Annotated in this window: 25 protein-coding genes; 8 read left to right on the forward strand and 17 right to left on the reverse strand. The window is 69.9% G+C overall.

Annotation, left to right across the window (positions count from 1 at the left end; translation table 11 throughout):
* Nucleotides 1-17: 17 nt before the first annotated feature.
* The 3 genes from OG804_RS30760 to OG804_RS30770 all read left to right on the forward strand — a co-directional run bounded on the left by OG804_RS30760 (nt 18) and on the right by OG804_RS30770 (nt 2617).
* Nucleotides 18-950: an SMP-30/gluconolactonase/LRE family protein gene (locus OG804_RS30760; RefSeq protein ID WP_328392138.1), complete on the forward strand. Its 933-nt coding sequence runs from the start codon at nt 18-20 to the stop codon at nt 948-950.
* 342 nt (nt 951-1292) lie between these two features.
* Nucleotides 1293-1778 carry an SRPBCC family protein gene (locus OG804_RS30765; protein WP_328392139.1) on the forward strand — a complete coding sequence of 162 codons (486 nt, stop codon included), beginning with the start codon at nt 1293-1295 and terminating at the stop codon, nt 1776-1778.
* A 176-nt stretch (nt 1779-1954) separates the two neighbouring features.
* Nucleotides 1955-2617 carry a formylglycine-generating enzyme family protein gene (locus OG804_RS30770; RefSeq protein WP_328398841.1) on the forward strand — a complete coding sequence of 221 codons (663 nt, stop codon included), beginning with the start codon at nt 1955-1957 and terminating at the stop codon, nt 2615-2617.
* 125 nt (nt 2618-2742) lie between these two features.
* On the opposite strand, the gene OG804_RS30775 is transcribed toward OG804_RS30770, so the two are convergent.
* Nucleotides 2743-3354, reverse strand: a complete 612-nt coding sequence (locus OG804_RS30775) for a TetR/AcrR family transcriptional regulator (RefSeq protein ID WP_328392140.1) — start codon at nt 3352-3354, stop codon at nt 2743-2745.
* 117 nt (nt 3355-3471) lie between these two features.
* Here OG804_RS30775 and OG804_RS30780 point away from each other — a divergent pair, with 117 nt between their 5' ends.
* The gene (locus OG804_RS30780; RefSeq protein ID WP_328392141.1) at nt 3472-4200 is read left to right on the forward strand and encodes a nuclear transport factor 2 family protein; all 729 of its coding nucleotides are present in this window, start codon (nt 3472-3474) and stop codon (nt 4198-4200) included.
* A gap of 11 nt (nt 4201-4211) precedes the next feature.
* Here OG804_RS30780 and OG804_RS30785 read toward each other — a convergent pair whose 3' ends face one another.
* The 9 genes from OG804_RS30785 to sucB form a co-directional block, all read right to left on the reverse strand.
* On the reverse strand, nt 4212-4787 hold the full coding sequence (locus OG804_RS30785) for a hypothetical protein (RefSeq protein ID WP_328392142.1): 576 nt from the start codon (nt 4785-4787) through the stop codon (nt 4212-4214).
* Nucleotides 4784-5221 carry a hypothetical protein gene (locus tag OG804_RS30790; protein WP_328392143.1) on the reverse strand — a complete coding sequence of 146 codons (438 nt, stop codon included), beginning with the start codon at nt 5219-5221 and terminating at the stop codon, nt 4784-4786. The genes OG804_RS30785 and OG804_RS30790 overlap by 4 nt, the downstream gene beginning before the upstream one ends.
* 2 nt (nt 5222-5223) lie before the next feature.
* Nucleotides 5224-5949 carry a hypothetical protein gene (locus OG804_RS30795; RefSeq protein WP_328392144.1) on the reverse strand — a complete coding sequence of 242 codons (726 nt, stop codon included), beginning with the start codon at nt 5947-5949 and terminating at the stop codon, nt 5224-5226.
* Nucleotides 5946-6269 (reverse strand): type VII secretion target, encoded by a 324-nt coding sequence (locus tag OG804_RS30800; protein WP_328392145.1) that lies wholly within the window; start codon nt 6267-6269, stop codon nt 5946-5948. Before OG804_RS30800 ends, OG804_RS30795 begins: the two co-directional genes overlap by 4 nt.
* Before the next feature lie 305 nt (nt 6270-6574).
* Nucleotides 6575-7597: a lipoyl synthase gene (gene lipA, locus OG804_RS30805; RefSeq protein WP_328392146.1), complete on the reverse strand. Its 1023-nt coding sequence runs from the start codon at nt 7595-7597 to the stop codon at nt 6575-6577.
* Nucleotides 7594-8373, reverse strand: a complete 780-nt coding sequence (gene lipB, locus OG804_RS30810) for a lipoyl(octanoyl) transferase LipB (RefSeq protein WP_328392147.1) — start codon at nt 8371-8373, stop codon at nt 7594-7596. Before lipB ends, lipA begins: the two co-directional genes overlap by 4 nt.
* Nucleotides 8370-8897: a GNAT family N-acetyltransferase gene (locus OG804_RS30815; protein ID WP_328392148.1), complete on the reverse strand. Its 528-nt coding sequence runs from the start codon at nt 8895-8897 to the stop codon at nt 8370-8372. Before OG804_RS30815 ends, lipB begins: the two co-directional genes overlap by 4 nt.
* Complete coding sequence (locus OG804_RS30820; protein WP_328392149.1) at nt 8894-9784, reverse strand: TIGR01777 family oxidoreductase; 891 nt, start codon at nt 9782-9784, stop codon at nt 8894-8896. Before OG804_RS30820 ends, OG804_RS30815 begins: the two co-directional genes overlap by 4 nt.
* 12 nt (nt 9785-9796) lie before the next feature.
* Entirely contained in the window at nt 9797-11521 is a 1725-nt protein-coding gene (sucB, locus tag OG804_RS30825) for a 2-oxoglutarate dehydrogenase, E2 component, dihydrolipoamide succinyltransferase (protein WP_328392150.1), read from the reverse strand.
* A 255-nt stretch (nt 11522-11776) separates the two neighbouring features.
* On the opposite strand from sucB, the gene OG804_RS30830 reads away from it, so the two are divergent.
* Nucleotides 11777-12130: an oxidoreductase gene (locus OG804_RS30830; RefSeq protein WP_328392151.1), complete on the forward strand. Its 354-nt coding sequence runs from the start codon at nt 11777-11779 to the stop codon at nt 12128-12130.
* A 391-nt stretch (nt 12131-12521) separates the two neighbouring features.
* Here OG804_RS30830 and OG804_RS30835 read toward each other — a convergent pair whose 3' ends face one another.
* Complete coding sequence (locus OG804_RS30835; RefSeq protein ID WP_328392152.1) at nt 12522-14036, reverse strand: leucyl aminopeptidase; 1515 nt, start codon at nt 14034-14036, stop codon at nt 12522-12524.
* Nucleotides 14037-14293: 257 nt separating this feature from the next.
* Here OG804_RS30835 and OG804_RS30840 point away from each other — a divergent pair, with 257 nt between their 5' ends.
* The 3 genes from OG804_RS30840 to OG804_RS30850 all read left to right on the forward strand — a co-directional run bounded on the left by OG804_RS30840 (nt 14294) and on the right by OG804_RS30850 (nt 17308).
* Nucleotides 14294-14905, forward strand: coding sequence for a GNAT family N-acetyltransferase (locus OG804_RS30840; RefSeq protein WP_328392153.1), 612 nt, complete (start codon nt 14294-14296; stop codon nt 14903-14905).
* Nucleotides 14906-15018: 113 nt separating this feature from the next.
* The gene (gene gcvT / locus OG804_RS30845; RefSeq protein ID WP_328392154.1) at nt 15019-16116 is read left to right on the forward strand and encodes a glycine cleavage system aminomethyltransferase GcvT; all 1098 of its coding nucleotides are present in this window, start codon (nt 15019-15021) and stop codon (nt 16114-16116) included.
* A gap of 91 nt (nt 16117-16207) precedes the next feature.
* Nucleotides 16208-17308: a branched-chain amino acid aminotransferase gene (locus OG804_RS30850; RefSeq protein WP_328392155.1), complete on the forward strand. Its 1101-nt coding sequence runs from the start codon at nt 16208-16210 to the stop codon at nt 17306-17308.
* Between the two features lie 403 nt (nt 17309-17711).
* On the opposite strand, the gene OG804_RS30855 is transcribed toward OG804_RS30850, so the two are convergent.
* The 6 genes from OG804_RS30855 to OG804_RS30880 form a co-directional block, all read right to left on the reverse strand.
* Nucleotides 17712-18425, reverse strand: a complete 714-nt coding sequence (locus tag OG804_RS30855) for an MBL fold metallo-hydrolase (protein WP_328392156.1) — start codon at nt 18423-18425, stop codon at nt 17712-17714.
* Between the two features lie 91 nt (nt 18426-18516).
* Nucleotides 18517-19266 (reverse strand): adenosylcobinamide-GDP ribazoletransferase, encoded by a 750-nt coding sequence (locus OG804_RS30860; protein WP_328392157.1) that lies wholly within the window; start codon nt 19264-19266, stop codon nt 18517-18519.
* Nucleotides 19267-19288: 22 nt separating this feature from the next.
* Entirely contained in the window at nt 19289-20362 is a 1074-nt protein-coding gene (cobT, locus tag OG804_RS30865) for a nicotinate-nucleotide--dimethylbenzimidazole phosphoribosyltransferase (RefSeq protein ID WP_328392158.1), read from the reverse strand.
* A 174-nt stretch (nt 20363-20536) separates the two neighbouring features.
* Nucleotides 20537-21178: a maleylpyruvate isomerase family mycothiol-dependent enzyme gene (locus OG804_RS30870; RefSeq protein WP_328392159.1), complete on the reverse strand. Its 642-nt coding sequence runs from the start codon at nt 21176-21178 to the stop codon at nt 20537-20539.
* A 118-nt stretch (nt 21179-21296) separates the two neighbouring features.
* Nucleotides 21297-21839, reverse strand: coding sequence for a bifunctional adenosylcobinamide kinase/adenosylcobinamide-phosphate guanylyltransferase (locus OG804_RS30875; RefSeq protein WP_328392160.1), 543 nt, complete (start codon nt 21837-21839; stop codon nt 21297-21299).
* Between the two features lie 7 nt (nt 21840-21846).
* Nucleotides 21847-22527 (reverse strand): DUF3043 domain-containing protein, encoded by a 681-nt coding sequence (locus OG804_RS30880; protein ID WP_442941678.1) that lies wholly within the window; start codon nt 22525-22527, stop codon nt 21847-21849.
* Nucleotides 22528-22617: the final 90 nt, after the last annotated feature.

The raw sequence follows: 22617 nt of genomic DNA on the forward strand, positions 1-22617 counted from the left end.
CACACGGAGATCATCGGATGAAGCGGCGCGTGCTGGGTATCGTGATCGCGTTCGCCTGTCTGGGCGCGACGGTATCGGTGCCCGCGGACCGTGCGGTGGCGGAGTCACCCCGCGTGGTCGACCTGCCCGCCGGCTTCCAGCCCGAAGGAATCGCGATCGGAACACGGCCGATCGCCTACATCGGTTCGCGAGTGGACGGTTCGCTCTACCGCGCGGATCTGGTGACCGGGCGGGGAGCCGTCCTGAGCCGCGGACCGGGTACGCCGTCGCTCGGTGTGGCGCTCGACCACCGCGGCCGCCTGTTCGTCGCGGGCGGCACCGGCGGTGATGCCCGAGTCGTGGACAGCCGGACGGGTGCGGTGCTCGCGAACTATCAGCTGGGCACACCGCCGGAAACCTTCGTCAACGATGTCGTGCTCACTCCCACGGGTGCGTGGTTCACCGATTCGCGCACGCCGGTGCTCTACCATCTGCCGCTCGGTCCCGGCGGTGCGCTGCCGGGACCCGCGGCGGTGCAAGGGCGCGCGCTGACCGGTGATATCGGCTATGTGGCCGGGGCGATCAACGCCAACGGGATCGTTCGCACGCCCGACGGAACGGGACTGATCATCGTGCAATCGGTGACCGGACGGTTGTTCCGCGTGGACCCGGCCACGGGTGTCGCGACGCGGATCGATCTCGGCCCCGAGGCGGTGCCGGATGGGGACGGGCTGCTGCTACGGGGGTGCGTGCTGCTCGTCGTGCAGAACAGGCGCAACACCCTCGCCGAGATCAGGCTCGACAGCGCGGGCACGCGGGGCGAGTTGACCGATCGCTTCACCGAACCGGGGTTCGATGTACCGACGACTGTCGCGATCCACAGTGGGCGCCTGTACCTGCCCAACGCTCGTTACGCGACGCCGTCGACACCGGCCACCCGGTACACGGTGGTGTCGGTCGATCGGTTCTGAGGTGGGGTGGGTTGCCGTCGATACCGCCGCGCGCGACGGTCCTCCCGAGTCCCGAGTCCCGAGTCCCGAGTCCCGAGTCCCGAGTCCCGAGTCCCGAGTCCCGGGTCGCCGGGTCGCCGGGTCGCCGGGTCGCCGGGTCGCCGGGTCGCCGGGTCGCCGGGTCGCCGGGTCGCCGGGTCGCCGGGTCGCCGGGTCGCCGGGTCGCCGGGTCGCCGGGTCGCCGGGTCGCCGGGTCGCCGGGTCGCCGGGTCGCCGGGTCGCCGGGTCGCCGGGTGGATCGGCAAATACGACCGCGAACGGGTCGCCGCCCTCGCGGACCTGAAACGAGCATTGGAGGAACCTGTGAGCGCACCGGAATTCGTCTACACCACCTATATTCGGACCACTCCGCAGCAGCTGTGGGAGGCGCTGACCGAACCCGCTTTCACAAAACGCTATTGGGGCGCGACATTCGATACCGACTGGCGTCCGGGATCACGAATGGTGTGGCATCAGCAGGGCTGGTCGAGCGACGACCCGGAGCAGGTGGTGCTGGAGGCCGAACCGTACACGCGGCTGTCCTACACCTGGCACACCTTCGACTCCCGATTCGCCGAGGCGTTCGAGATGGAGCCCGGCGATGTCGCGGCATGGGGCCGGGAGGCCCGCTCGAAGGTCACCTTCGAGCTCGAGTCCAAGGGCGAGGTGGTGAAACTGACCGTGGTGCACAACGGCTTCGAGCCCGGCAGCGCTGTGCTCGCCGGAATCAGCGAGGGCTGGCCCGCCATCGTCGCCGGCCTCAAAACGCTGCTCGAGACGGGTGCGGCCCTGCCCGAGCCCAGCGCCTGACTCCCTTCGGCGCCTGCGCATTGCCCGCCGCCGGCATACCGGCGAATGCCCTGTGGTCAGCGCCTCGCGGATCTCGGAACACGTCCCCGCCGACACCGCCTTGGTTGTCGCGGGTGGGTTCCCGCGCCGCCGGCCGGTGCCGATGATAGACATCAGTGGTGGAGGTTGGGGTCGCACTGGTCGATATCGCGCCGGGCCGGGTGGAGTTGTCGGACCGCCGGACCGAGCGGCGCTGGACGGTCGAGGTGGCCGCGTACCGGATCGCGTCTGTTCCGGTGACACGGGAGCAGTACGCGCGGACTTTCGGTGCGGGTGGGGTGCCCGATGGGGGGCTGCCGTTCGACAGCGTTTCGTGGCTGGACGCGGTGCGGTTCTGTAATGCCCTGTCCGAGCGGGAAGGACTCGCATCCGCGTACCGCCTCGACGGTACGAACGTGGAGCGGATCGATACGAGTCAGGGATACCGGCTGCCCAGCGAAGCCGAATGGGAGTATGCCTGCCGGGCGGGCACCGAAGGCCCGCGTTACGGCGAACTCGACGAGATCGCCTGGTATCGGGCGAATTCCGGGGGACGCGTGCATCCGGTCGGCGAGAAGCGGCCGAACCCGTGGGGTCTGCACGACATGCTCGGCAACATGTGGGAATGGTGCTGGGATATCTACGATCCCGCGGTGTACGGCGAATACCGGGTGCTGCGAGGCGGCGGTTGGTTCGACGAGCACTGGAGTTGCCGGGTGTCGGTGCGCCGGCGCAGTCATCCGACGCTGCGGCTCGACGATGTCGGATTCCGGGTCGCGCGGTCGGGGCGAGCGGACTCCGGGTGCGAAGTAGCCGGCTGAGCTCGCCGATCGCTGCGCTGGGACGAACCCGGTGGACGGGTAGGACGCGGCCCGGCTGCGGGATTGTGGAGGCGGCGGCAGCGGGGTCGCGGATCGCCGGACCGCCGGGAACTCGGCGTGGATGTTCAGAGGTGGATCTTCGCCAGCGAGAGGACGATCTCGGCCGCCGCGTCCACCAGTCGACCCCGCGGCACCGGTAGCCGGCCGTCGATCCAGTCCACATAGAGGGCGACGAGGGCGCCCGCCAGGGCGGTACCGAGGATCGCGAGCGCTTCTTCGCTGTTCGGTATCAATGTGTCGTGCCCCAGGGTGGGCACCACCGTGCGGAGGAAAGCGGGCAGCCGATCGGCGCTGTGCCGGCGCAGGGTGTCGTCGGTGAGGGGTTCGCGGAGCAGTACGCGGGCCCGGCGCGGATCCTCTTCGAAATAGGCGGCGCAGATCTCCAGCGCGGAACGGACCGTGGCCCGCGGATCGGCATCGGGGCGCAGCGTGCTCAGCCGGATCAGGAGCTCGCTTTCGAGGCGGTCGTAGACGGCGGTCAACAGGGCTCGGCGGTCTTCGAAACTTTCGTAGAAATACCGGGGGCTCAGGTTCGCCAGGCGCGTGACCGCGCGCATGGTGACGGCCGCCGATCCGTCGGTGCCGAGCAGGGCGAGACCGACGTCCACGAGTTGCTCGCGACGCTGCGCGGACCGGTCGTCCAGCGTCCGGCCGCGCCACAGCTTGGGTGCGTTCACCGGTTCATCCTCGCATCGCTCCGGGCATTCATTGACATCAGGTGATTCAACATGAATCATACGATTCACGTTGAAGTGCGCGCGCGGCCCCGGTCGCGTCGGTCGAGAGGCTCGTACGTGTTCAGTGACGAACAGTTCCAGCAAGCGCTGCGCCGGCCCCGCCTGGCCCGGCCCGCCCCCGAATTCCTCGACGCGAACCGCGCGGTCCCCATCCGAGTGATCCCGGAACCGGAACTCCAAGCCACCACCGAGGAATGGTTCGTCCAGTTCGACCGGAAACTGGAGTACTACGGCAAACTCGGCCTCGACCTGTCCTGGCTGATGGAGTGGGCGAAGAAATACTGGTGGAGCTTCCTGGCCCGGGACATGAGCCTCAACCACGAGTTGTACGCGGCCGATATCCGCTACACCGACGTCACCACCTTCGGGCGCACCATCGTCGGCATCGACGAATTCGTGAAGTACAACTTCGCTTTCTTCGACGCCATCCCGGACTGGCGCTACGACCCGCTGCCGAATCAGGTGTATCTCGACGTCACCCCGGACGAGCGCGTACGGGTCGTCATCCGCTATATCGGCAGCGGCCACTGGGACGGGCCGCTGCGCCTGTATCCGTACGACGACAGCGCGCCGGTGCTCTACGGAAACGGCCGCTTCATCCAGTGCCCCGCGGTCGATCGCTATCACTTCGACGCCGACGGGCTGATGGAAGAGGGCGAGACCCTGTACGACGCATTCGATGTCACACAGCGCGGCGGGATCCTGCCCCGTGACGACAGTTGGCAGTTCAAAGCGCTGATGTCGGCGTCGAAGATCCCCGCCCTGCTGCAGCGTCTCAGGTCCTAGCGCGCCCGGACTCAACTTCTCGGCGCCGTCGCCACGGCCTCGTCGAAACGCGGGTGGGAGACGATATCGGCCGCGCGCAGATCCGGGGCGATCCGGGCGCGCACGAAGGTCTCGCCACCGCGGAACAGGCTCATGCTCACCAGCAGCCCGAGCGGTAGCCAGCCGGGGAAGATCGCGAAGACCAGCCAGGCCGGCGGCCGGATATGGGCGGCGACCATGAGCACCACGGCGACGATGTTCACCGCGCCCAGCGCGATGAGCGCGGTGCCCGCCGCACGGTAGATCCGCGCGGGGACGAGACAGGCTGGGCAGAGCGGCCATTCACCGTGCAGGACGATATCCGGGTAGGTGCGGGCCACCGAGTTCAACCGCCAGATCTGCACTATCCGCAGCACCAGGCGCAGCAGGTTCACCGGCCGGCCGCCCCGGCGAGTGCGGTAGAAGGTCAGCTGCTCCGCCCGGCGCTCGACGCAGTCCCGGCCGTGCGCGGCACAGATATCGGGCAGGTCCTCGGCGAACACCAGATGCCAGGGCGACCCCGCGGCGGGCGTCCCGATCTCGGGATGAACGGCGAGTCCGAGTTTCATACCAGCCACCCTCGTCGATGGTGTTCGCGAAAGTACTCGTCGTCCGCTTCGACGATCTCGGGTGAGAGGTCCCTGCGCACGGGTGGCGCCGGGAGCGGGGGCGGCCGCAGGCGGATCGGCGGGGGCGGATCGGCCTGGGTGCGAAGGTGTTCGAGTTCACGGCGCCCCTGCTCGGCGAGCCGCCGCAATTCGGCGTCGGGGAGCATCTGCGCGCGCTGGATCATGGTGGGCAGTACCCGGTCGAGCACCTGATTGAACGATTCGTTGCGCATCAGGTCGCGCACGCTGCCCTGACCGGCCAGGATCGCCCGTATCTCCGATTTCAATCCGGGATCCAGCGTCCGGTCGGCGAGCGCGCGCAGGGATTTCGAGAGGTGGCGCGACAGCGCGATATCGCCGCCCGCGACATCGAGAATCGGTTCGGGATCGGGCATCGTCACACCCCCGGGTGGTCGTAGGCGGCAGTGGGGAGCGCCGGAATCGGAATCGACGTGGCGTGCGCCATCTGTCCGAGCACGCCGCCGTAGACGCCCTCCGCCAGGGTCACCGTTTCGGTGGTCAGCTCCACGACTTTTGCCCACCGCGTCAGCATGGTCGTGATCTGCAGAGCGCTGAGGGCGCCGATCCCGACCGCGGGGATCGCACCGATTCCGGTGGACGAGAGCGCGGCGGCCGCCGCCCACTCGACCGCCAGGATGATCACCATATCCATGACACCCTGGAGCGCGTTGCCGATCGCCTGCGCCTGCAGATACGCGGCCTGGGCGAAACCCTCTACCTTTTCGCCTATTTCCCGGAGTGCCACGGCCTGGGTATCGAGCGCGGTGGTGAGTGCGGCGAAGTACTGCCGCGAACTGTCGGCCGCGTTCCCCCGCCAACTCGGTTCCAGCGCCGCGACTGCCTGCCGCACAGCAGCCGCGTACGCGGTGTTGTACTTCGACATGGTGTCCGCGGCGAAAGCCGCCTGCTGGATCGCCTCCCAATCACCGCAGAACTCGTTCGCCACCCACGAAATGGGGTCGGTACCGAAGAAGTGCTGGCATACCTGCTGGGTCCAGTACGTCGGGGAGATCGCGTTGGCCGTGACGAGGAACTCCGCCAGGTCCGGGATCGGGTCCTGCGGCTGCGGTTTCGTGAGCAGGTCGCCGGGTGCCGCGGTCATTTCGCGGCTCCCGGGTAGGTCCGGTCGAGCGCGGCCGCGGTGGCGCCGTCGGTGGTTCGGTACATCGTCGCGGTCTTCGTGAGCTCGGCGGCCGCTGCGGCGGTGATCCGGCCGAGCGTCGCGTAGTTCGGGGTCAGTGCGTCGCGGACATCGTGGGCGGCCTGCGCGACGGTGGGGACGATACCGCCGACATCGTCGGGCACGTCGAGCCATTCCTTCAGGTACGGGCCGACTTTCGCGTCGTTGTCCGCGGCGAGCTGCTGGAGTGTCGTCGCCAGCGTGTCCAGGGCGTTCGGGTCCACTGCCAGTGGTTCGGTCATACGTACTCCTCACCGGCGCGGACCTGGGTGATCGTCTGCGCTGCGCTGCTGCCCGGTGCGTGTTCAGAACACGGCTATCCGAAGGTGGTCACAGAGTTGGACGCGATGGGGGACCGATCGGTTCCCGGTGCGCCGGGATTCCGGTCGGCTCGGTCACCAGGTATGCGCGCGAAAGTTCACCGGCTACGACCGGCCGGACCGGGCAGCTGTCGAGCCACGGGTGGTCGCTCGGTAGGCGATCGACGCCGCCGACGCGTCGGGCCGCATGCCGAATGCGGCACGCGGCCCGACGGGCGGTATCGGGCTCAGGTCCGGGAGCCGAACCGTTCCAGGACGGCGCTGGCCTCCTGGCTCGCGGTGCCCTCGGCGCCCAAGTGGGCCATGGCTTCCGGGATGGGGCGGCCGTGATGTGCCATCGCTTGGGCGTACAGGCGGCCGGCCCGGTAGGAGGAGCGCACCAAGGGGCCCGCCATCACGCCGGCGAAGCCGATCTCCTCGGCGACCTTCGAATGCTCCACGAACTCTTCGGGCTTCACCCAGCGGTCCACCGGATGGTGGCGCGGCGACGGGCGCAGATACTGGGTGATGGTGAGAATATCGCAGCCCGCTTCGTGCAGGTCGCGCATCGCCTGGGTGACCTCGTCGGGGGTCTCGCCCATTCCGAGGATCAGATTGGACTTGGTGACCAGGCCGTCGGCGCGGGCCGCGGTGAGCACCTCGAGGGAACGCTCGTAGCGGAACGCGGGGCGGATCCGTTTGAAGACCCGGGGCACGGTTTCCAGATTGTGGGCCAGCACCTCGGGACGGGCGGAGAATACTTCGGCGAGCTGATCGGGTTTCGCGTTGAAATCCGGGATGAGCAGCTCCACGCCCGTATTCGGGTTGAGTTTCTTGATGGCGCGTACGGTCTCGGCGTAGAGCCAGGCGCCGCCGTCCTCGAGATCGTCGCGGGCCACCCCGGTGATGGTCGAGTAGCGCAGGCCCATCGCCTGGACGCTCTCGGCGACCCGACGCGGCTCATCGCGGTCCAGCGGCGACGGTTTACCGGTATCGATCTGGCAGAAATCGCAGCGCCGGGTGCACTGTTCGCCGCCGATGAGGAAGGTGGCCTCCCGGTCCTCCCAGCATTCGAAGATGTTCGGGCAGCCGGCTTCCTCGCAGACCGTATGCAGGCCCTCACGCTTCACCAGGCCCTTGAGCTCGGTGTACTCCGGACCCATGGTGGCGCGGGTCCGGATCCAGCTGGGTTTGCGTTCGATCGGGGTCTCGGCGTTGCGGGCCTCGATCCGCAGCAATTTGCGGCCGGCGGGAGCTTGGGCGGAGGTCATGCGGTGGCACCTTTCGGATCGCGTGCCGCGGTGGCGGCGGCGTGGTCCGCGACGGCCGGGGTGCCGGCGTGCGGAATATCGTGCTCGGTGACCGGGAGCTCGCCGTCGAGTGCGGCCGGGACGAATCGGGCGATGAGGGGCGCCGCGTCGGCGACGGTGACCGCGCGACCGAGCTCCTGACTCAGACTGGTGGAGCCGACATCACGGATACCGCAGGCGATGATGCTGCCGAACGCGCCGAGATCGGAGTCGCAGTTCAACGAGATGCCGTGCATGGTGACCCCGCGCTGCACCCGGATCCCGATCGAGGCGATCTTGCGCTCGGGCAGCAGGCCGGCGGCCGGCAGCCACACTCCGGACCGTCCCGGAACCCGCCCGCACTCGACGCCCAGATCGGTGACCGTCCGGATGAGCGCCTGTTCGAGACGCCGGACGTAATCGACCACGTCGAGCGGTTCCCCGAGCCGGATGATCGGATACCCGACCAGCTGACCCGGTCCGTGCCAGGTGATCTTCCCGCCGCGGTCCACGTCGATCACGGGGCTGCCGTCGGTCGGCCGATCGGCCGGTTCGGTCCGCCGGCCCGCGGTGTAGACGGAAGGGTGTTCCAGCAGCAGCAGGGTGTCGTCGCCTTCGCCCTCGGCGCGCCGGGCGGCGATATCGCGTTGCAGATCCCAGGCCTGCTGATAGTCGATGAGACCCAGTTCACGCACGTCGACGGGGGTGCTGTCGTAGCGGGCCGACCGGGTTGCGGTGCGGGTGTTGTTCACATTCATGACGTTACGCTCGTCTCCAGTGTGAGCTGCATCAGCGTCAAATCCATCCAGCGGCCGAATTTCCGGCCCACCTCCGGCAGCACGCCCACCGTGCGGAACCCGAACCGTTCGTGCAGGGCGATCGACCCGGTGTTGCTCGATTCGATGACCGCGATCACGGCGTGGATATCGCCGGATTTCCCGGCGCGCGCGATGAGTTCGGCCAGCAGTGCCGCGCCGATACCGCGCCGCTGGAAACGGTCGGCGATATAGACGGAATTCTCGACGGTGTGCCGGTAGCCGGATTTAGGCCGCCACGGCCCGTAGCTGGCGTATCCGGCGACCGCACCGCCGACCTCGGCCACGAGGACCGGACGGCCGTGCTCGGTGCGGTTGCGGAACCAGGCGAGGCGCTCGTCGAGTTCCACGGGCTCGTCGTCCCAGATGGCGGTGGTCTCAACGATGGCCTTGTTGTGGATCTCCAGGATCTCGGGCAGATCGCCGGTCCGGGCGTCCCGGACCACGGTGGTGCTGGGTTCTGTCATCGGCCTACTGCGGCGGCGAGCGCCGCGCCGACCGTGGCGTGGCGGAACTCGTAGCCGGTCTCCTCGAGCACACCCGGCAGGGCGCGCGGACTGTGCAGGATCGCTTCCTCCGCGAACTCGCCGACCGCCAGGCGCAGGGCGAAACCGGGGACGAAAAGCGGTGCGGGACGGTGCAGCGCGTGCGCGAGCGCGCGGGTGAACGCGGCATTGGTGACCGGGGCGGGTCCCACGGCGTTCAGCGGGCCCCGCACCGATTCGTTGGTGAGAGCATGCCGGATCGCGCCGACCTCGTCGTCGAGTGAGATCCACGGTTGATACTGGCGGCCGTTGCCGAGCCGTCCCCCGAGACCCAGCAGGAACAGCGCTTTGAGCTGCGGAAGTATGCCGCCGGCTCCGGAGAGCACCACGGCACTGCGCAGCAGGACCGTGCGGGTCCCGGCCTCGGTGGCGGCATGGGTCGCGGCCTCCCAGTCGCGGCACAGCGTGGCCAGGAAACCGGTCCCTATCGGGCCCGTCTCGTCGACCGCCTGATCGCCGGTATCGCCGTAATAGCCGACCGCGCTGCCGTTCACCAGAGTCGGTACCCCCGCCCGCGCGACGGCCGTCGCGAGTACATCGGTGGGGGTGATCCGGCTGTCCCGGAGCAACTGTTTGTAGGCGCCGGTCCAGCGTTTGTCGCCGATACCGGCGCCGCACAGGTTCACCACGGCGTGCACGCCGTCGAAGATCTCGGGGTCGAGTTCGGCGTGCGCGGGGTCCCAGCGACGTTCGTCGGGCGCGGCGGCCGGCCGCCGGACCAAACGGATCACCTGCTCCCCGTCGCGGCGCAACGCCGCGACGAGCGCGGTCCCGATCAGTCCGGACGAACCGGCAACCACAACCGACATCGTCGTCGTCCCTTACAGGCCGAGATCTGCCTCGAACGCCGCCTCTTCGAGGCGGTGCCGGATGGTGGTCAGGAACCGGCCGGCATCCGCACCGTCGATGAGCCGGTGATCGTAGGTCAGCGGCAGGTAGCACATCGAGCGGACGCCGATGAATTCGCTGCCGGACTCGTCGGTGACCACGGTCGGGCGCTTCACGATGGCACCCGTACCGAGCATCGCCGCCTGCGGCGGCACCAGGATCGGGGTGTCGAACAGGGCGCCCTGGCTGCCGATATTGGTGATGGTGAAGGTGCCGCCGGCCAGCTCGTCGGGCTTCAGCCCGCCCGAACGGGCACGGTTGGCGATATCGGCGATGGCGCGTGCCAGGCCGGCCAGCGAGAGGTCGCTGGCGTTGTGGATCACCGGCGAGAGCAGGCCCTGATCGGTGTCCACCGCGATGCCCAGGTGCACCGACGCGTGGTAGGTGATCTCCTTGCTGTTCCCGTCGTAGCTGGCGTTGACGTTCGGGTGCACCCCGAGCGCCTCCACCACGGCCTTGGCGAAGAACGGCAGGAAGGTCAGGTTCACGCCCTCACGCTTGGTGAACTCGGCCTTGGCCTTCTTGCGCAGCGTGGCGATCTTGGTGACGTCGGCCTCGTGCACCTGGGTGAGCTGCGCGGTGGTCTGCAGCGACTCCAGGGTCTTGGTCGCGGTGATCTGCCGGATCCGGTTGGCCTTCTGGGTGGTGCCGCGCAGCGCCGCCAGGGCGGGGCTGGGCGCGGCCGACCGGGCCGGAGCCGCGGCGGTGGGAGCGGCGGCCGCCGGGGCGGCGGCCGGAGCCTGCTTGGATTCGGCGGCGGCGAGCACGTCCTGTTTGCGGATCCGGCCGCCGACACCCGAACCGGTGACGCTGCCCAGATCGACGCCGTTCTCCTCGGCCAGTTTCCGGACCAGCGGGGTGACGTACGGGTTGGCGCCGTTGCCGGCGGCGGGCTGCGCGGGAGCCGCCGCTGCCGGGGCAGGTGCGGGTGCGGGAGCCGGGGCAGGTGCGGGAGCCGGAGCGGGCTGAGGGGCCGGTGTCGGCGCGGCCGCGGCGGGCGCGGGTGCAGGTGCGGGAGCCGGGGCAGGTGCGGGAGCCGCCGCAGGGGAGCCGGAGCCGATCACGCCGAGCTGACCGCCCACCTCGACCGTGTCGTCCTCTTGCGCGGTGATCTCCAGCAGCGTGCCGGCCACGGGGGACGGGATCTCGGTGTCGACCTTGTCGGTGGAGACTTCGAGCAGCGGTTCGTCGACGGCGACCTCGTCACCGATCGCTTTGAGCCATCGGGTGACGGTGCCCTCGGTGACAGATTCACCGAGTTCCGGCATCTTCACGGAAGTGCCGGCGGCCGCGGCGCCGACGGCGGGGGCGGCGGGGGCCTGAGCCGGTTCCGCGGCGGCCGGAGCGGCCGCCTGCTGGGGCTCGGGCGCGGGCTCGGCGGCGGCCGGTTCGGGAGCCGGGGCGGGCGCGGGGGCCTCGCCGGCATCACCGATGACACCCAGTTCGCCGCCCACCTCGACGACGTCGTCTTCCTTGGCGACGATCTTCGTCAACACACCCGCCGTAGGGGACGGGATCTCGGTGTCGACCTTGTCGGTGGAGACTTCGAGCAGCGGCTCGTCGACCTCGACCGTGTCTCCTTCCTGCTTCAGCCACCGTGTCACCGTTCCCTCGGTGACGCTCTCACCAAGAGCGGGCATCTGGACGGAGAAGGCCATGTCCGTTGACTCCTCTAACTGCTCGACGGGTCTACAACAGTTCGTTCCGGAGGATCCTGCCGCGGGTCGCGACGGTGTTCCAGCCGGCGTTCATTCTGCGCGGCGCCGGAGATCCGTGTGGTTGTTGTTCCGGGAACCATCCTTACATTCGCCGCGCGGCGCGCTTACCGGAGGGCATCCAATTTTGGTAGGTGGCACCATGGAATCACCGCCGGATGCGGCGCGATTCGAGTGGCGAGCAGGAGGTCGGCGGCAGTGGGTTTGCTGGACCGTTTCCGTCGTGGCACGGCCGGGCGCAGCGGTGTTTCCCGTGGCCGCGGCGCGGAGTCCCGATATCTGGCGGAGTGGGTGCGCACGCATACGGGCGTCGAGGGTTACGTCGAACCGAAGACCACTGTGACCGATGTCACGGTCGTGCTGGTTGCCGCCGATGGGGAATGGACGCGCCGGATCGTCGGTGAGCGCGGCGCCCACCGACTCGCCCGGGACCTGCGGATCCCGGTGTACGACGTGGGCCGGACCGGTTATCCGCAGCGCATGCGTGACTACGACGAGCGGCGGCGGATCGAACGCCGCCGCGCCCTCGAGCGGGATCTCCACGAGGACTGAACAGGCGCGATGGGTGGGAGCGCGGTCGGATCACCAGTGCTCTCCGAAGACAGTCAGCGACCCGGCTTCACCGTGCTGCCGCGTCGATGCGACCGGGATCCGGCGCGCGGACGATCCGTTCCGAACCCTCCCTGCCCGGTGCGATCCGTGACCGGATCGACCTGATGGAATCGGCCGCACCTCGGCACCGGCGATCGCACGAGTCCCGCCGCCGAGGTGCGGCCGGATACCGGACTCTCGAGCCCACAGCCCACAGCCCACAGCCCACAGCCCACAGCCCACAGCCCACAGCCCACAGCTCGGCGGGTTGCGCCGTCCCTCGGGAACGGCGCAACCCGCCGGATGTCGGGACGGTTTCCCGCCGACGCGTCACCGGTCTATCGCCGGACACTCACTGTTGCGCGGCGATGTCCTCCAACACCGCGATGAGTGTGCGGACGGGGACGCCGGTGCCGCCCTTGCCGATATAGCCGAACGGGCCACCCGTGTTGTACGCGGGCCCGGCGATATCGATATGGGCCCATTCGACGCCGACGGGGACGAACTCCTTGAGGTATGTGCCCGCGACCAGCATGCCGCCCCAGCGGTGCGAGGTGGCGTTGACCATATCGGCCACCTTGGAATCCAGGTCGGCGCGCAGTTCCTTGGGCAGCGGCATCGGCCAGCCGTGTTCGCCGACCTCCTGCGAGATCCGGGCGACCCGGTCGCGGAACTCCTCGGTGCCCATCACGCCCGGGGTGCGGGTGCCGAGCGCGACCATCTGGGCGCCGGTGAGCGTCGCGACATCGATGAGGTAGTCCGGGTCGTCCTCACCGGCGCGGACCATGGCGTCGGCCAGGATCAGCCGGCCCTCGGCATCGGTGTTGGTGACCTCGATCGTGGTGCCGCCGTACTGGGTGAGCACATCGCCCGGGCGCTGCGCGGTGCTCGACGGCATGTTCTCGGCCATCGGCACGGTCGCGATCACGGTCACCGGCAGACTCAGCCGCGCGGCGAGCAGGGTGGTCGCCACGACCGCCGCCGCACCGGCCATATCCGAGGTCATGTTCTCCATGTTCGCGGCCGGTTTGATGGAGATGCCGCCGGTGTCGAATGTGATGCCCTTGCCGACCAGCGCGACCTTCTTGTCGCCGCCCCGATAGCTGAGCCGGACCAGCCGCGGCGGACGCGACGATCCCTTGCCGACACCCAGCACGCCGCCGTAACCGCCGTCCTCCAGCGCTTTCTCGTCGAGTACCTCGACCTCGAGGCCGGCGCCCTCGGCCAGCAGCGCGGCCCGCCGCGCGAATTCGGCCGGATACAGATGACTCGGCGGGGTGTTCACGAAATCGCGGGCGGTGGCCACGGCTTCGGCCGTGAGTTGGGCGCGTAGCAGCGCGTCACCGCCGAAATCCGGTTCGGGGACCAGTAGTTCGACGCGGGCCAGCGGGCCGGCATCGGGCTTCGGCGCCGATTTCGCGGAACGGAACGGGGTGAACGAGTACGCGCCGAGATAGAAACCCTCCACGGTGGCGCCGATATCGAGACCCGAGAGCGTAGTGACGGCGCGCGCGACACCGGTCAGCGCGCGCGCGGCGACGCCGGCGGCGCGGCGGATCTGCTCGGCGTCCAGGTCGGCGGCGCTGCCGAGACCGACAGCGAGCACGCTGGCGACATTGTCCAGGCCGGCGGGGGCGGGGATACGGGTGAGCTGGTCGGTCCTGCCGGTGGCGCCGACGGCGGTCAGCTGGTCGAGCAGCCGGTCGCGCAGATCGGTGCCGAGCACATCGCCGAACAGGTCCCCGGGCAGGAGGACCGGCCCATCGTCGGTGGTGGCCAGGCCGATGACGAGGACATCGGTATCGGGCTCGATGGTCTGGGTGCGTGCCAATTCCGGTCCGAGGGGACGATCTGCGACTGCGGTCATGGCCCCAGGCTATTCGGTGGACCCGGCCCGGCGTACCGCGACGCCTTCGAGCAGCATGTCCACCGCCGCGGCGGCGATTCGTCGAAATCGAGTACCGGCGGCGGTCGCGGGGCACAGTCGGCGACCAACGACGCCGCTGCTCGGGCCCGCGGTCACCGGGCCCGGGCCCCGCATACGAAATACCGTGACGAAATGACGTTCATCCGGTAGTGGAGCGCATAAGTTCGCTGATGGGAACACTATTCACAGGAGGCGGTATGGGAACGGAACTGACCGTGCGGCGGGCCGGAACGGGCGATCTCGAACCGCTGACGGAAGCCTTCCGGGAGGCGACTCCGGACGAGGCGGTCACCGAGTGGATCATGCGCGGGTACCCCATGGACGAGTTCCTCGACGTATGGGTTCCGCAGATCATCGATCGCGGTCTGCGTGACGACGAGATCTGGGTGGCCGGGGTCGAGGACGAGATCTGGGCGATCTCGGTCTGGCAGAAGCTCACCTCGACCGACCGGCTCGTCGCCGACGCCGCGACCGCCCGGGCCCACGCCGACGAGGCTCCCGGGGTGCGGCCGCTGGAACGGTCCGCCTACGTCACCGAACTCATGGCGCGCGAGCATCCGCGGAAGTTCCCGCACAGCTACCTGGAGGTGATCGTCACGGTGCCCGGGCGCCGGGGCAAGGGGGCAGGCGCGGCCATCCTCACCGAACGAACCAGAGCGCTGCGTGCCGCCGGGATGCCGGCCTACCTGGAGGCGAGCACCGAACGGTCGTCGCGGCTGTACACGAGGCAGGGCTTCGTGCGCACCGGCGAGACCCTCCCGCTGCCAGAAGAAGGACCCACCCTGATCCCGATGTGGTTCGAGGCCTGACGGATCCGCGCCGGTACGGGTCGCGCGGGCGGCCGGCCCGGCGTCCGGTACCGGTGACGGCGACCCGGCGCGGTGGCGGACCCGCCCCGGACGGCCCGGGATAAGCTCGCCGGGTGAGCGACGCCGAGCTGCAGCAGGGCCCTGTCCATGGAGTACACGTCGAACTCGGGGCGAAATTCGCGCCGTTCGGTGGCTGGGAGATGCCGGTCTCGTACACGGGAACAGTCGCCGAGCACACCGCGGTGCGGGAATCGGTGGGACTGTTCGATGTGAGCCATCTGGGCAAGGCGACCGTGCGCGGGGCCGGGGCGGCGGAGTTCGTGAACTCCGCGCTGACCAACGACCTGGGCCGGATCGGCCCGGGCCGCGCGCAGTACACCCTGTGCTGCACTCCCGACGGCGGGGTCGTCGACGACCTCATCGCCTATTTCGTGCGCGACGACGAGATCTTCCTGGTGCCCAACGCCGCCAATACCGCCGCGGTGGTGCAGAAGCTCGCGGCCGCCGCGCCGCCGGCGATCACAGTGACCGGCGAACATCGCGAGTACGGCGTGTTCGCCGTACAGGGACCGCGGTCGGCGGAAGTCCTCACCGCGCTGGGACTGCCGGTCGACCTGTCCTATATGGCCTTCGCCGACGCCGAGTGGGCGGGGCAGCCGGTGCGGGTGTGCCGGACCGGCTACACCGGTGAGCACGGCTACGAGCTGCTCCCGCGCTGGGCCGGCGCCGAGGCGCTGTTCCGGGCCCTGGTGGAACAGGTGCGGGCGGCCGGCGGCGAGGTCGCCGGGCTCGGCGCCCGCGACACCCTGCGCACCGAAATGGGCTATCCGCTGCACGGGCACGAACTGTCGCCGGAGATCACGCCGGTGCAGGCCCGGGCCTCATGGGCAGTGGGCTGGGCCAAACCGGATTTCTGGGGCAAGGCCGCGCTGGAAGCCGAGCGAGCGGCCGGGGCGCGCCGGGTCCTGCTGGGCCTGGAAGCGCTCGATCGCGGTATCCCGCGGGAGGACCAGGCCGTGCTGCTCGACGGCGAACCGGTCGGGGTGACCACCTCCGGCACCTTCTCGCCGACCCGGCAGCTCGGGATCGCGCTGGCGTTGCTGGACCCGGCGGCGGTGTCACCCGGGACCGAGGTCGTGGTGGATGTACGGGGGCGGTCGCTGCGCTGCACCGTGGTGCGGCCGCCGTTCGTCGCCGCGCACACCAGCTGAGCCCCGCGACCCGCCCCGGTCGCGGCCCGCGAAGTCGGGCGAGGCGGACCACCGAGGATTCGACCCGGACCCACGACATACACTGCTGGTCATGACCGCTGCTGCACAGTTCGCCCGTATCCCTCATCCTGCGCCCACACCGGCGCAGCGGGTACAGGAGATTCTGACGGCGCCCGGTTTCGGCCGGTACTTCACCGACCACATGGTCACCATCGACTACACCGAGGCCGACGGCTGGACCAACGCCGTCGTCGAACCCTACGGTTCGCTGACACTGGACCCCGCGACCATGGTGTTCCACTACGGGCAAGCCATCTTCGAAGGACTCAAGGCGTACCGGCAACCGGACGGGCAGATCGCCTGTTTCCGGATCGACGCGAACGCGGCCCGGTTCCGCCGGTCCGCGCGCCGGCTGGCAATGGCCGAACTCCCCGACGAATTGTTCATCGAATCGGTGCGCCAACTACTCGAGGTCGATTCGGACTGGGTCCCGGCGGCCGGCGGCGAAGAGTCGCTGTATCTACGGCCGTTCATGTTCGCCAGCGAATCAGGTCTGGGAGTCAAACCCGCCTCCGCCTACAAATACCTGCTGCTCGGATCCCCGGCGGGGGCCTACTTCCCGCGCGGCGTGAAACCGGTGCGGGTGTGGCTGTCTACCGACTATGTGCGGGCCGCGCCCGGCGGCACCGGTGAAGCCAAGGTCGCCGGCAACTACGCGGCGTCCCTGCTGGCGCAGGCCGAAGCCACCGCCAAGGGCTGTGACCAAGTGGTGTGGCTGGACGCCATCGAACGACGCTACGTCGAGGAGATGGGCACCAACAACCTGTTCTTCGTCTATGGGTCGGGATCGGACGCACGACTGGTGACCCCGGAACTGTCCGGGTCGCTGCTGCCCGGCATCACCCGGGATTCGCTGCTGACCCTGGCCGCCGACTCCGGCTACCCGGTGACCGAACGCAAGATCTCCGTCGACGACTGGCGGGCGGGCGCGGAATCCGGCGAGATCACCGAGGTCTTCGCCTGTGGCACCGCCGCGGTGATCACCCCGGTCGGGTCGGTGTGCGGGCCCGACGGGGAGTTCTCCATCGGCGGCGGGGAGCCCGGTGAAGTGACGATGGCGCTGCGCGACACACTCACCGGAATCCAGCGCGGCACCTTCGCCGATGTACACCAGTGGATGCGGGTGCTGTAATTTGGCCCCGCCTTCGGCGGGGCGGGTCGGGGCCCTCGTCAACCCCGGTTCTTCACTCCGGCGCTCAGTCGCTGCGCTCTTTCGCTCTGTCGCTCCAGAACCGGGGCGGGCCCCGACCGCAGGTGCCGACCCTCTGGCAGAAAGGGTCGCGGCGCGGGGGAGTCCTGGGGATCCCGGCCTTCCCCGGCCGGTCAGTCGCTGCGCTTCTTCGTTCCGTCGCTGTAGAACCCGGGCCCGGCCGGGCTGGATTGCGTCGCCTGCGGCGTCGCGGGTCGGGGCCCTGGTGCCCCGGGCCGCGACGCCGGCCGTGCGGACGTGTGTGACATCCGTGCGGTCGTGAACTGTGATCACCTGTGGAGGATCACCACGATGTCGATGCTCGACGGGCTCGCCTGCTCTGGGATCAGCCGGGCATGAGGGTGTGCCATTCGGCCAGCGAGCGGGGGCGCAGCACATAGTTGCTCTCGCGGACCGTGTCCAGCGACGCGTGCGGGTCCGCGGAGTACCAGTGACCGGGGTACACCTCGGGGTTGGCCGGCATGTCGGCGAGGTTGCGCAGGCTCTGGAACATGGCGTCGCTATCGCCGCCCGGGAAGTCGGTGCGGCCGCAGCCGTCGATGAAAAGCGTGTCGCCCGCGATGAGTTTGTCCTCGACCAGGAAGCACTGGCTGCCGGGGGTGTGGCCGGGCGTGTGCAGGAATTCGATATCGAAGACGCCGACGCCGAGTTTGTCTCCGTGACCGTGGCCGGTGAGTTCACCGGGCGCGATCCCGGTGACATCGGCCACCCACTTCTTCTCCTGATCGTTCACGTGCACCGGGACGGTCGTCTGTTCGAGCAGTTCCTTGACTCCGCGCAGGGTGAATCCGAGCATGCTGCCGCCGATATGGTCGGGGTGATGGTGGGTGACCAGTACCCCGGACAGCTTCAGTCCGTCGTTCTCGGCGATATCGGCCAGATCCCCGGCGGCGTAGGCCGGGTCGACGACGACGCATTCACCGGTGTCCCGGTCACCCACGAGATAAGCGAAATTGCGCATCTGCGTGGCGATCGGATCTCCTACGGCGAAATCCCGGCCGGCCAGTAGTTGTCGGAAGTAGAGGCGCTCGGCTGACATGACCTCCACCCTATGGGCAGCGAGGCATCGGTGAAGAGGTGCGTTCGCAATATTGAGGCCGGGTGACATCAGGCGGTCGGTCTTTTGTGGCTCAGACAGAGTTCGCGGCGCCCGCGAACCCCAGTGCGGCCAGCGCGGTGGTGAGTTCGACGGCCGCGCCGAGCAGATCACCGGAGAGTCCGCCGATCCGGCGCACGCCGTGGTCGACGAGGCGGACGGCGGCCGCCAGGGCCAGGAGCGCGATCAACGGGCCGGACCACCCGAGCTCCGGTACCGCGAACACGGCCGCCGCTGCGGCGGCCGCCGCCCAGCCGATCACGGCAGAACGCGATTGCGTTCCGGCGACCATCGAGCCGAACCAGGTGCCCGGCGCGGGCTCGATCCCGCGCCGGCAGGCCGCGACGACCGCGATACGGCCGAGCGCCACCGCTGTGATCACCGCGAGCCAGTGGCCGGAAGCGGCCAGCGTGGTGAACGCGCCGGCCTGGACACCGGCCGCCAGCACGATCGCGGCCACCCCGAACGGCCCGGCCCCACCGCTTTTCATGACTTCGCGCGCCCGCTCGGGCGAACCGTAGACCCCCAGCCCGTCGAACGTATCGGCCAGCCCGTCCAGATGCATGCCCCGGGTCAGCAGCGCCAGCACCGCGACCGCGACGAATCCGGCCGCGATGCCGGCCGGCTGCAGCACCCACAGCACACCCGCCGCGATCAGCCCGAGCGCTGCTCCGGCCACCGGCGCCAGCCCGATGGCGCGGCCCGCCGCCCGGCGATCGACCTCGCTCGGCCCCCGCACCGGCAGCACCGTGAGCCAGGAGAAGGTGAGACGCAGTGTCAGCATCGCTTTCGGCTCATCGCGCCGGTCACTTGTGTAGGTCGATCGCGGCCGGTTCGGGGCTCGCGGTGCTGACTCCCGCATCGGCGAAGGTCGCCATTTCCGCGAGCACCGCGACCGCGGCCCGCAGGATCGGCAGCGCGGTGAGTGCGCCCGAGCCCTCACCGAGCCGCATCTCCAGATCGAGAACGGGGGTGAGTTTCAGTTTGGTCAGCGCTTCGGCGTGCGCGGGTTCGGTGGAGCGGTGGGCGGCCACCCACCAGGCCGCGGCGCCGGCGGCGAGGTCTTCGGCGACCAAGGCCGCGGCGGTGACGATCACCCCGTCGAGCAGGACCGGGGTGCGCCGGGCGGCCGCCTGCGCCAGGAACCCGGTCATCGCCGCGATATCGGCGCCGCCGGCCACCCGGAGCAATTCCACACCGTCGCGGGCCACCGGCCGCGCCCGCCACATGGCATCCCGGATGGCGGCGACCTTGCGCATCCAGCCGTGATCGTCGACGCCCGTACCGCGACCGACTGCCCGCACCGGTTCGATCCCGGTGAGAGTGGCGATGAGCGTGGTGGCGGGCGTGGTGTTGCCGATGCCCATATCGCCGGCCACCAGCAGGTCCGCGCCGGCGTCGATCTCCTCGTCCGCGATCGCCCGGCCGGCCGCGAGCGCGGCGGCCACCTCGTCGGCGGTGAGGGCGTCCTCCCGGTCGATCGCGCCGCTGGATCGGCGCACCTTGTATGCGCTCACGGTGGCATCGGTATCGGTCGCCACCGCGATATCCACCACGCGCACCGTGGCATCGGCGACACCGGCCAGCGCGTTGACCGCCGCCCCGCCCGCCCCGAAATTGGCGACCATCTGCGCGGTGACGTCACTGGGAAAGGCCGACACCCCGTGCCGCGCTACGCCGTGGTCACCGGCGAACACCACCACCCGCGCCCGTTCGAACTGTTTCGGCGGGCATACGCCCTGGCAGGCCGCCACCCAGTTGCCCAGCTCCTCCAGCCGCCCCAGCGACCCGGGCGGTTTGGTCAGCGACGCCTGCCGCTGCTCGGCCGCCGCGCGGATGGCGGCATCCGGCGGGGCGACGGGTGCGAATCCCTCTGTCACTGTTCGAGCCTTCCGATCGGGTGCTGTCGCGGCGGCGTGCGTCGCGCCGGGAACTGTCCCGGCCGTCGGCGTCGCGTCGTCTTCCGGACAATATTGCCCGCCGCACGCGGTACGCCGGGGAGGCACCCGGAACGAGCGCCGCCGACCCGGCTACGTGCCGCGACTTGCCCCGCGTCAGGTCGCTGTTCGTTCACGCAGGGTGGCCACGCCCGGTCCGGTGAGCTCGGCGCAGTACCCGGTGCGCCCGGCCATCGCCATGACCAAGGCGAGGGTGGTGCCGCGTACGGCGGGCCCGGAGCCGGTGGCGAACGGACCGTCGGTGGCCTCGAGGCGCAATCCTGCGGTGGCGCTGCGACCGGAAACCGTGAAATCGCGGGCGGCGAAGAACCGGGCGACCTCGGTCGTCGATTCGAGAGCCGGGGCGCCGGTCAGCCCCAGCGGCCGGCGAATATCCGTACCGTGCACCACGACCTCACCCAGCCATGCCGGGGTGTGCCCGGAGGGTGCCGTGGTACTGGCGACGACGGCACGGAACCGCGCGAGCGTCTCGGCGGGATCGGCGCCGCGGTGCTCGCGCATACGCCGCTGATTGTGCAGATCGGCATCGAAGCGCGCGCCGATCATGCTGCGGATCCACCGCATCCGGCCGATGCTCGCGGCCGCGGTGAGATGGGCGAGGACCTCCTCCACCGACCACTGGCCGCAGAGGGAGGTAGCCGCCCACTGTGCTCGGGTCAAGGCGGCCAGTTCGTCGGCCAGGGTGGCTCGTTCCCGATGGATGGCCGCCCAGATATCGGTGCGCCGAGTGGTCCGCATCGTCGGATTCAACCATCGACCTCCGACAACGGAAGCGCGATGGATCCGTCGTGTCGCGCCGAGCGAGGAGCGGACCTCGATCGGCAGGACCGGTGTGCACGGTGCGTACCGTCCGGTCTTATTTCAGGCGGGTCGGCAAGCCGGCGAGCACGAAATAGGCCTCGTCGCACGCTCGGGCGAGACGCTGGTTGAGCGAGCCGATCTCGTCGCGGAACAGGCGACCCGACCGGGTCGCCGGGATCACGCCGAGACCGACCTCCGGGGTGACTATCACCAAGCGGTGCCGATAGTCCGCGACGGCGGCGACGAGGGCGTCGAGATCGGGGGTGATCGTGCCGCGTGGCGCGTCCCAGGCGGCACGGGCATCGAGGCGGGCGGTCAGCCAGGTGCCGATATCGTCGACCAAGGTGGCGCCGGGATGGCCGGTGCGCAGCTCGATCGCCGGATCGGCGCCGTCGACCACCGTCCAGTCCGCGGGTCGGCGGGCCCGGTGCGCGGCGATCCGCGCGGCGAAATCGGTATCCGCGGGATCGGGTATCGCGGTGGCCAGGTAGCGGACCGCGCCCTCGGCGACGAGGGATTCGGCGAAGGCGGATTTACCCGAGCGCGCGCCGCCCAGTACAAGGGTGCGCTGTCCAGGGGGCGATGCGGGCCGGGACACCCGCGGATCAGATCGCGTCGCCGGGGCCGACTCGCGGCTTCGGTGCGCGCATCTTGCGCAGCTGGGACGCGCGCACGAACGCGTACCAGCCCAGTCGGAAACCGGTATCGGTGGATTTCGGGAAGCGTTCCCGGACCCGGCGGTTGACCACGCGGCCGAGCAGGAAACCCTCGGCCATCATGAAAGCCATCATGACCAGCATGGCCAGGGTGATGATCGACTGCCAGGCGGGGGCGGCGAACATGGTCAGGATCAGCAGCAGCGCCATCGGCATGAACAGCCCGACCAGATTGCGGCGGCCGTCGACGATATCGCGCACGAACGCGCGGACCGGCCCCTGATCGCGGGGCAGCAGATACTTGTCCTCACCCGCCAGCATCCGGGCACGCCGGTCCTGCGCGGCGGCGCGGCGGTCGGCGGAAGCGGACTTGCGATCCTCCTTCGAGCCACGCGTTTCCTTACGCCGGGCGCGTGCTTCCTTCGAGGTCATGGGCGGCGGCGAGACCGGGCCGCGGCGTCTGCCCTCGGCATCGCGCCGGCTCGGGGTGGGCCGGCCCTTGCCTGCCGTGGGCGCGGCCTTGGCCGCGGCCGTATCGGCCTCGGTGGCGCTCGCGGTGGCGGTCGCGGCCCGCGAGCCGTCTGCGGACACATCGGTACCGCTGGACTCACCGCGTCGGAACAACTTCACGGTAACCAGGCTAATCGGTCAGCTGACCGGCCCGTACCCGGGGCGGTGGCACAGGTGCGGCCGAGCACCGGCCGGGCCGGTCGTGGCGGC

The organism is Nocardia sp. NBC_00416 (assembly GCF_036032445.1).
GTDB lineage: Bacteria > Actinomycetota > Actinomycetes > Mycobacteriales > Mycobacteriaceae > Nocardia.

Bases quoted from the DNA above. Each gene is read 5' to 3' on its own strand.
- OG804_RS30760 (WP_328392138.1), top strand. From the start codon at position 18: ATGAAGCGGCGCGTGCTGGGTATCGTGATCGCGTTCGCCTGTCTGGGC.
- OG804_RS30785 (WP_328392142.1), bottom strand. From the start codon at position 4,787: ATGAAACTCGGACTCGCCGTTCATCCCGAGATCGGGACGCCCGCCGCG.
- OG804_RS30790 (WP_328392143.1), bottom strand. From the start codon at position 5,221: ATGCCCGATCCCGAACCGATTCTCGATGTCGCGGGCGGCGATATCGCG.
- OG804_RS30795 (WP_328392144.1), bottom strand. From the start codon at position 5,949: ATGACCGCGGCACCCGGCGACCTGCTCACGAAACCGCAGCCGCAGGAC.
- OG804_RS30800 (WP_328392145.1), bottom strand. From the start codon at position 6,269: ATGACCGAACCACTGGCAGTGGACCCGAACGCCCTGGACACGCTGGCG.
- lipA (WP_328392146.1), bottom strand. From the start codon at position 7,597: ATGACCTCCGCCCAAGCTCCCGCCGGCCGCAAATTGCTGCGGATCGAG.
- lipB (WP_328392147.1), bottom strand. From the start codon at position 8,373: ATGAATGTGAACAACACCCGCACCGCAACCCGGTCGGCCCGCTACGAC.
- OG804_RS30815 (WP_328392148.1), bottom strand. From the start codon at position 8,897: ATGACAGAACCCAGCACCACCGTGGTCCGGGACGCCCGGACCGGCGAT.
- OG804_RS30820 (WP_328392149.1), bottom strand. From the start codon at position 9,784: ATGTCGGTTGTGGTTGCCGGTTCGTCCGGACTGATCGGGACCGCGCTC.
- sucB (WP_328392150.1), bottom strand. From the start codon at position 11,521: ATGGCCTTCTCCGTCCAGATGCCCGCTCTTGGTGAGAGCGTCACCGAG.
- OG804_RS30835 (WP_328392152.1), bottom strand. From the start codon at position 14,036: ATGACCGCAGTCGCAGATCGTCCCCTCGGACCGGAATTGGCACGCACC.
- OG804_RS30840 (WP_328392153.1), top strand. From the start codon at position 14,294: ATGGGAACGGAACTGACCGTGCGGCGGGCCGGAACGGGCGATCTCGAA.
- OG804_RS30850 (WP_328392155.1), top strand. From the start codon at position 16,208: ATGACCGCTGCTGCACAGTTCGCCCGTATCCCTCATCCTGCGCCCACA.
- OG804_RS30855 (WP_328392156.1), bottom strand. From the start codon at position 18,425: ATGTCAGCCGAGCGCCTCTACTTCCGACAACTACTGGCCGGCCGGGAT.
- OG804_RS30860 (WP_328392157.1), bottom strand. From the start codon at position 19,266: ATGCTGACACTGCGTCTCACCTTCTCCTGGCTCACGGTGCTGCCGGTG.
- OG804_RS30870 (WP_328392159.1), bottom strand. From the start codon at position 21,178: ATGCGGACCACTCGGCGCACCGATATCTGGGCGGCCATCCATCGGGAA.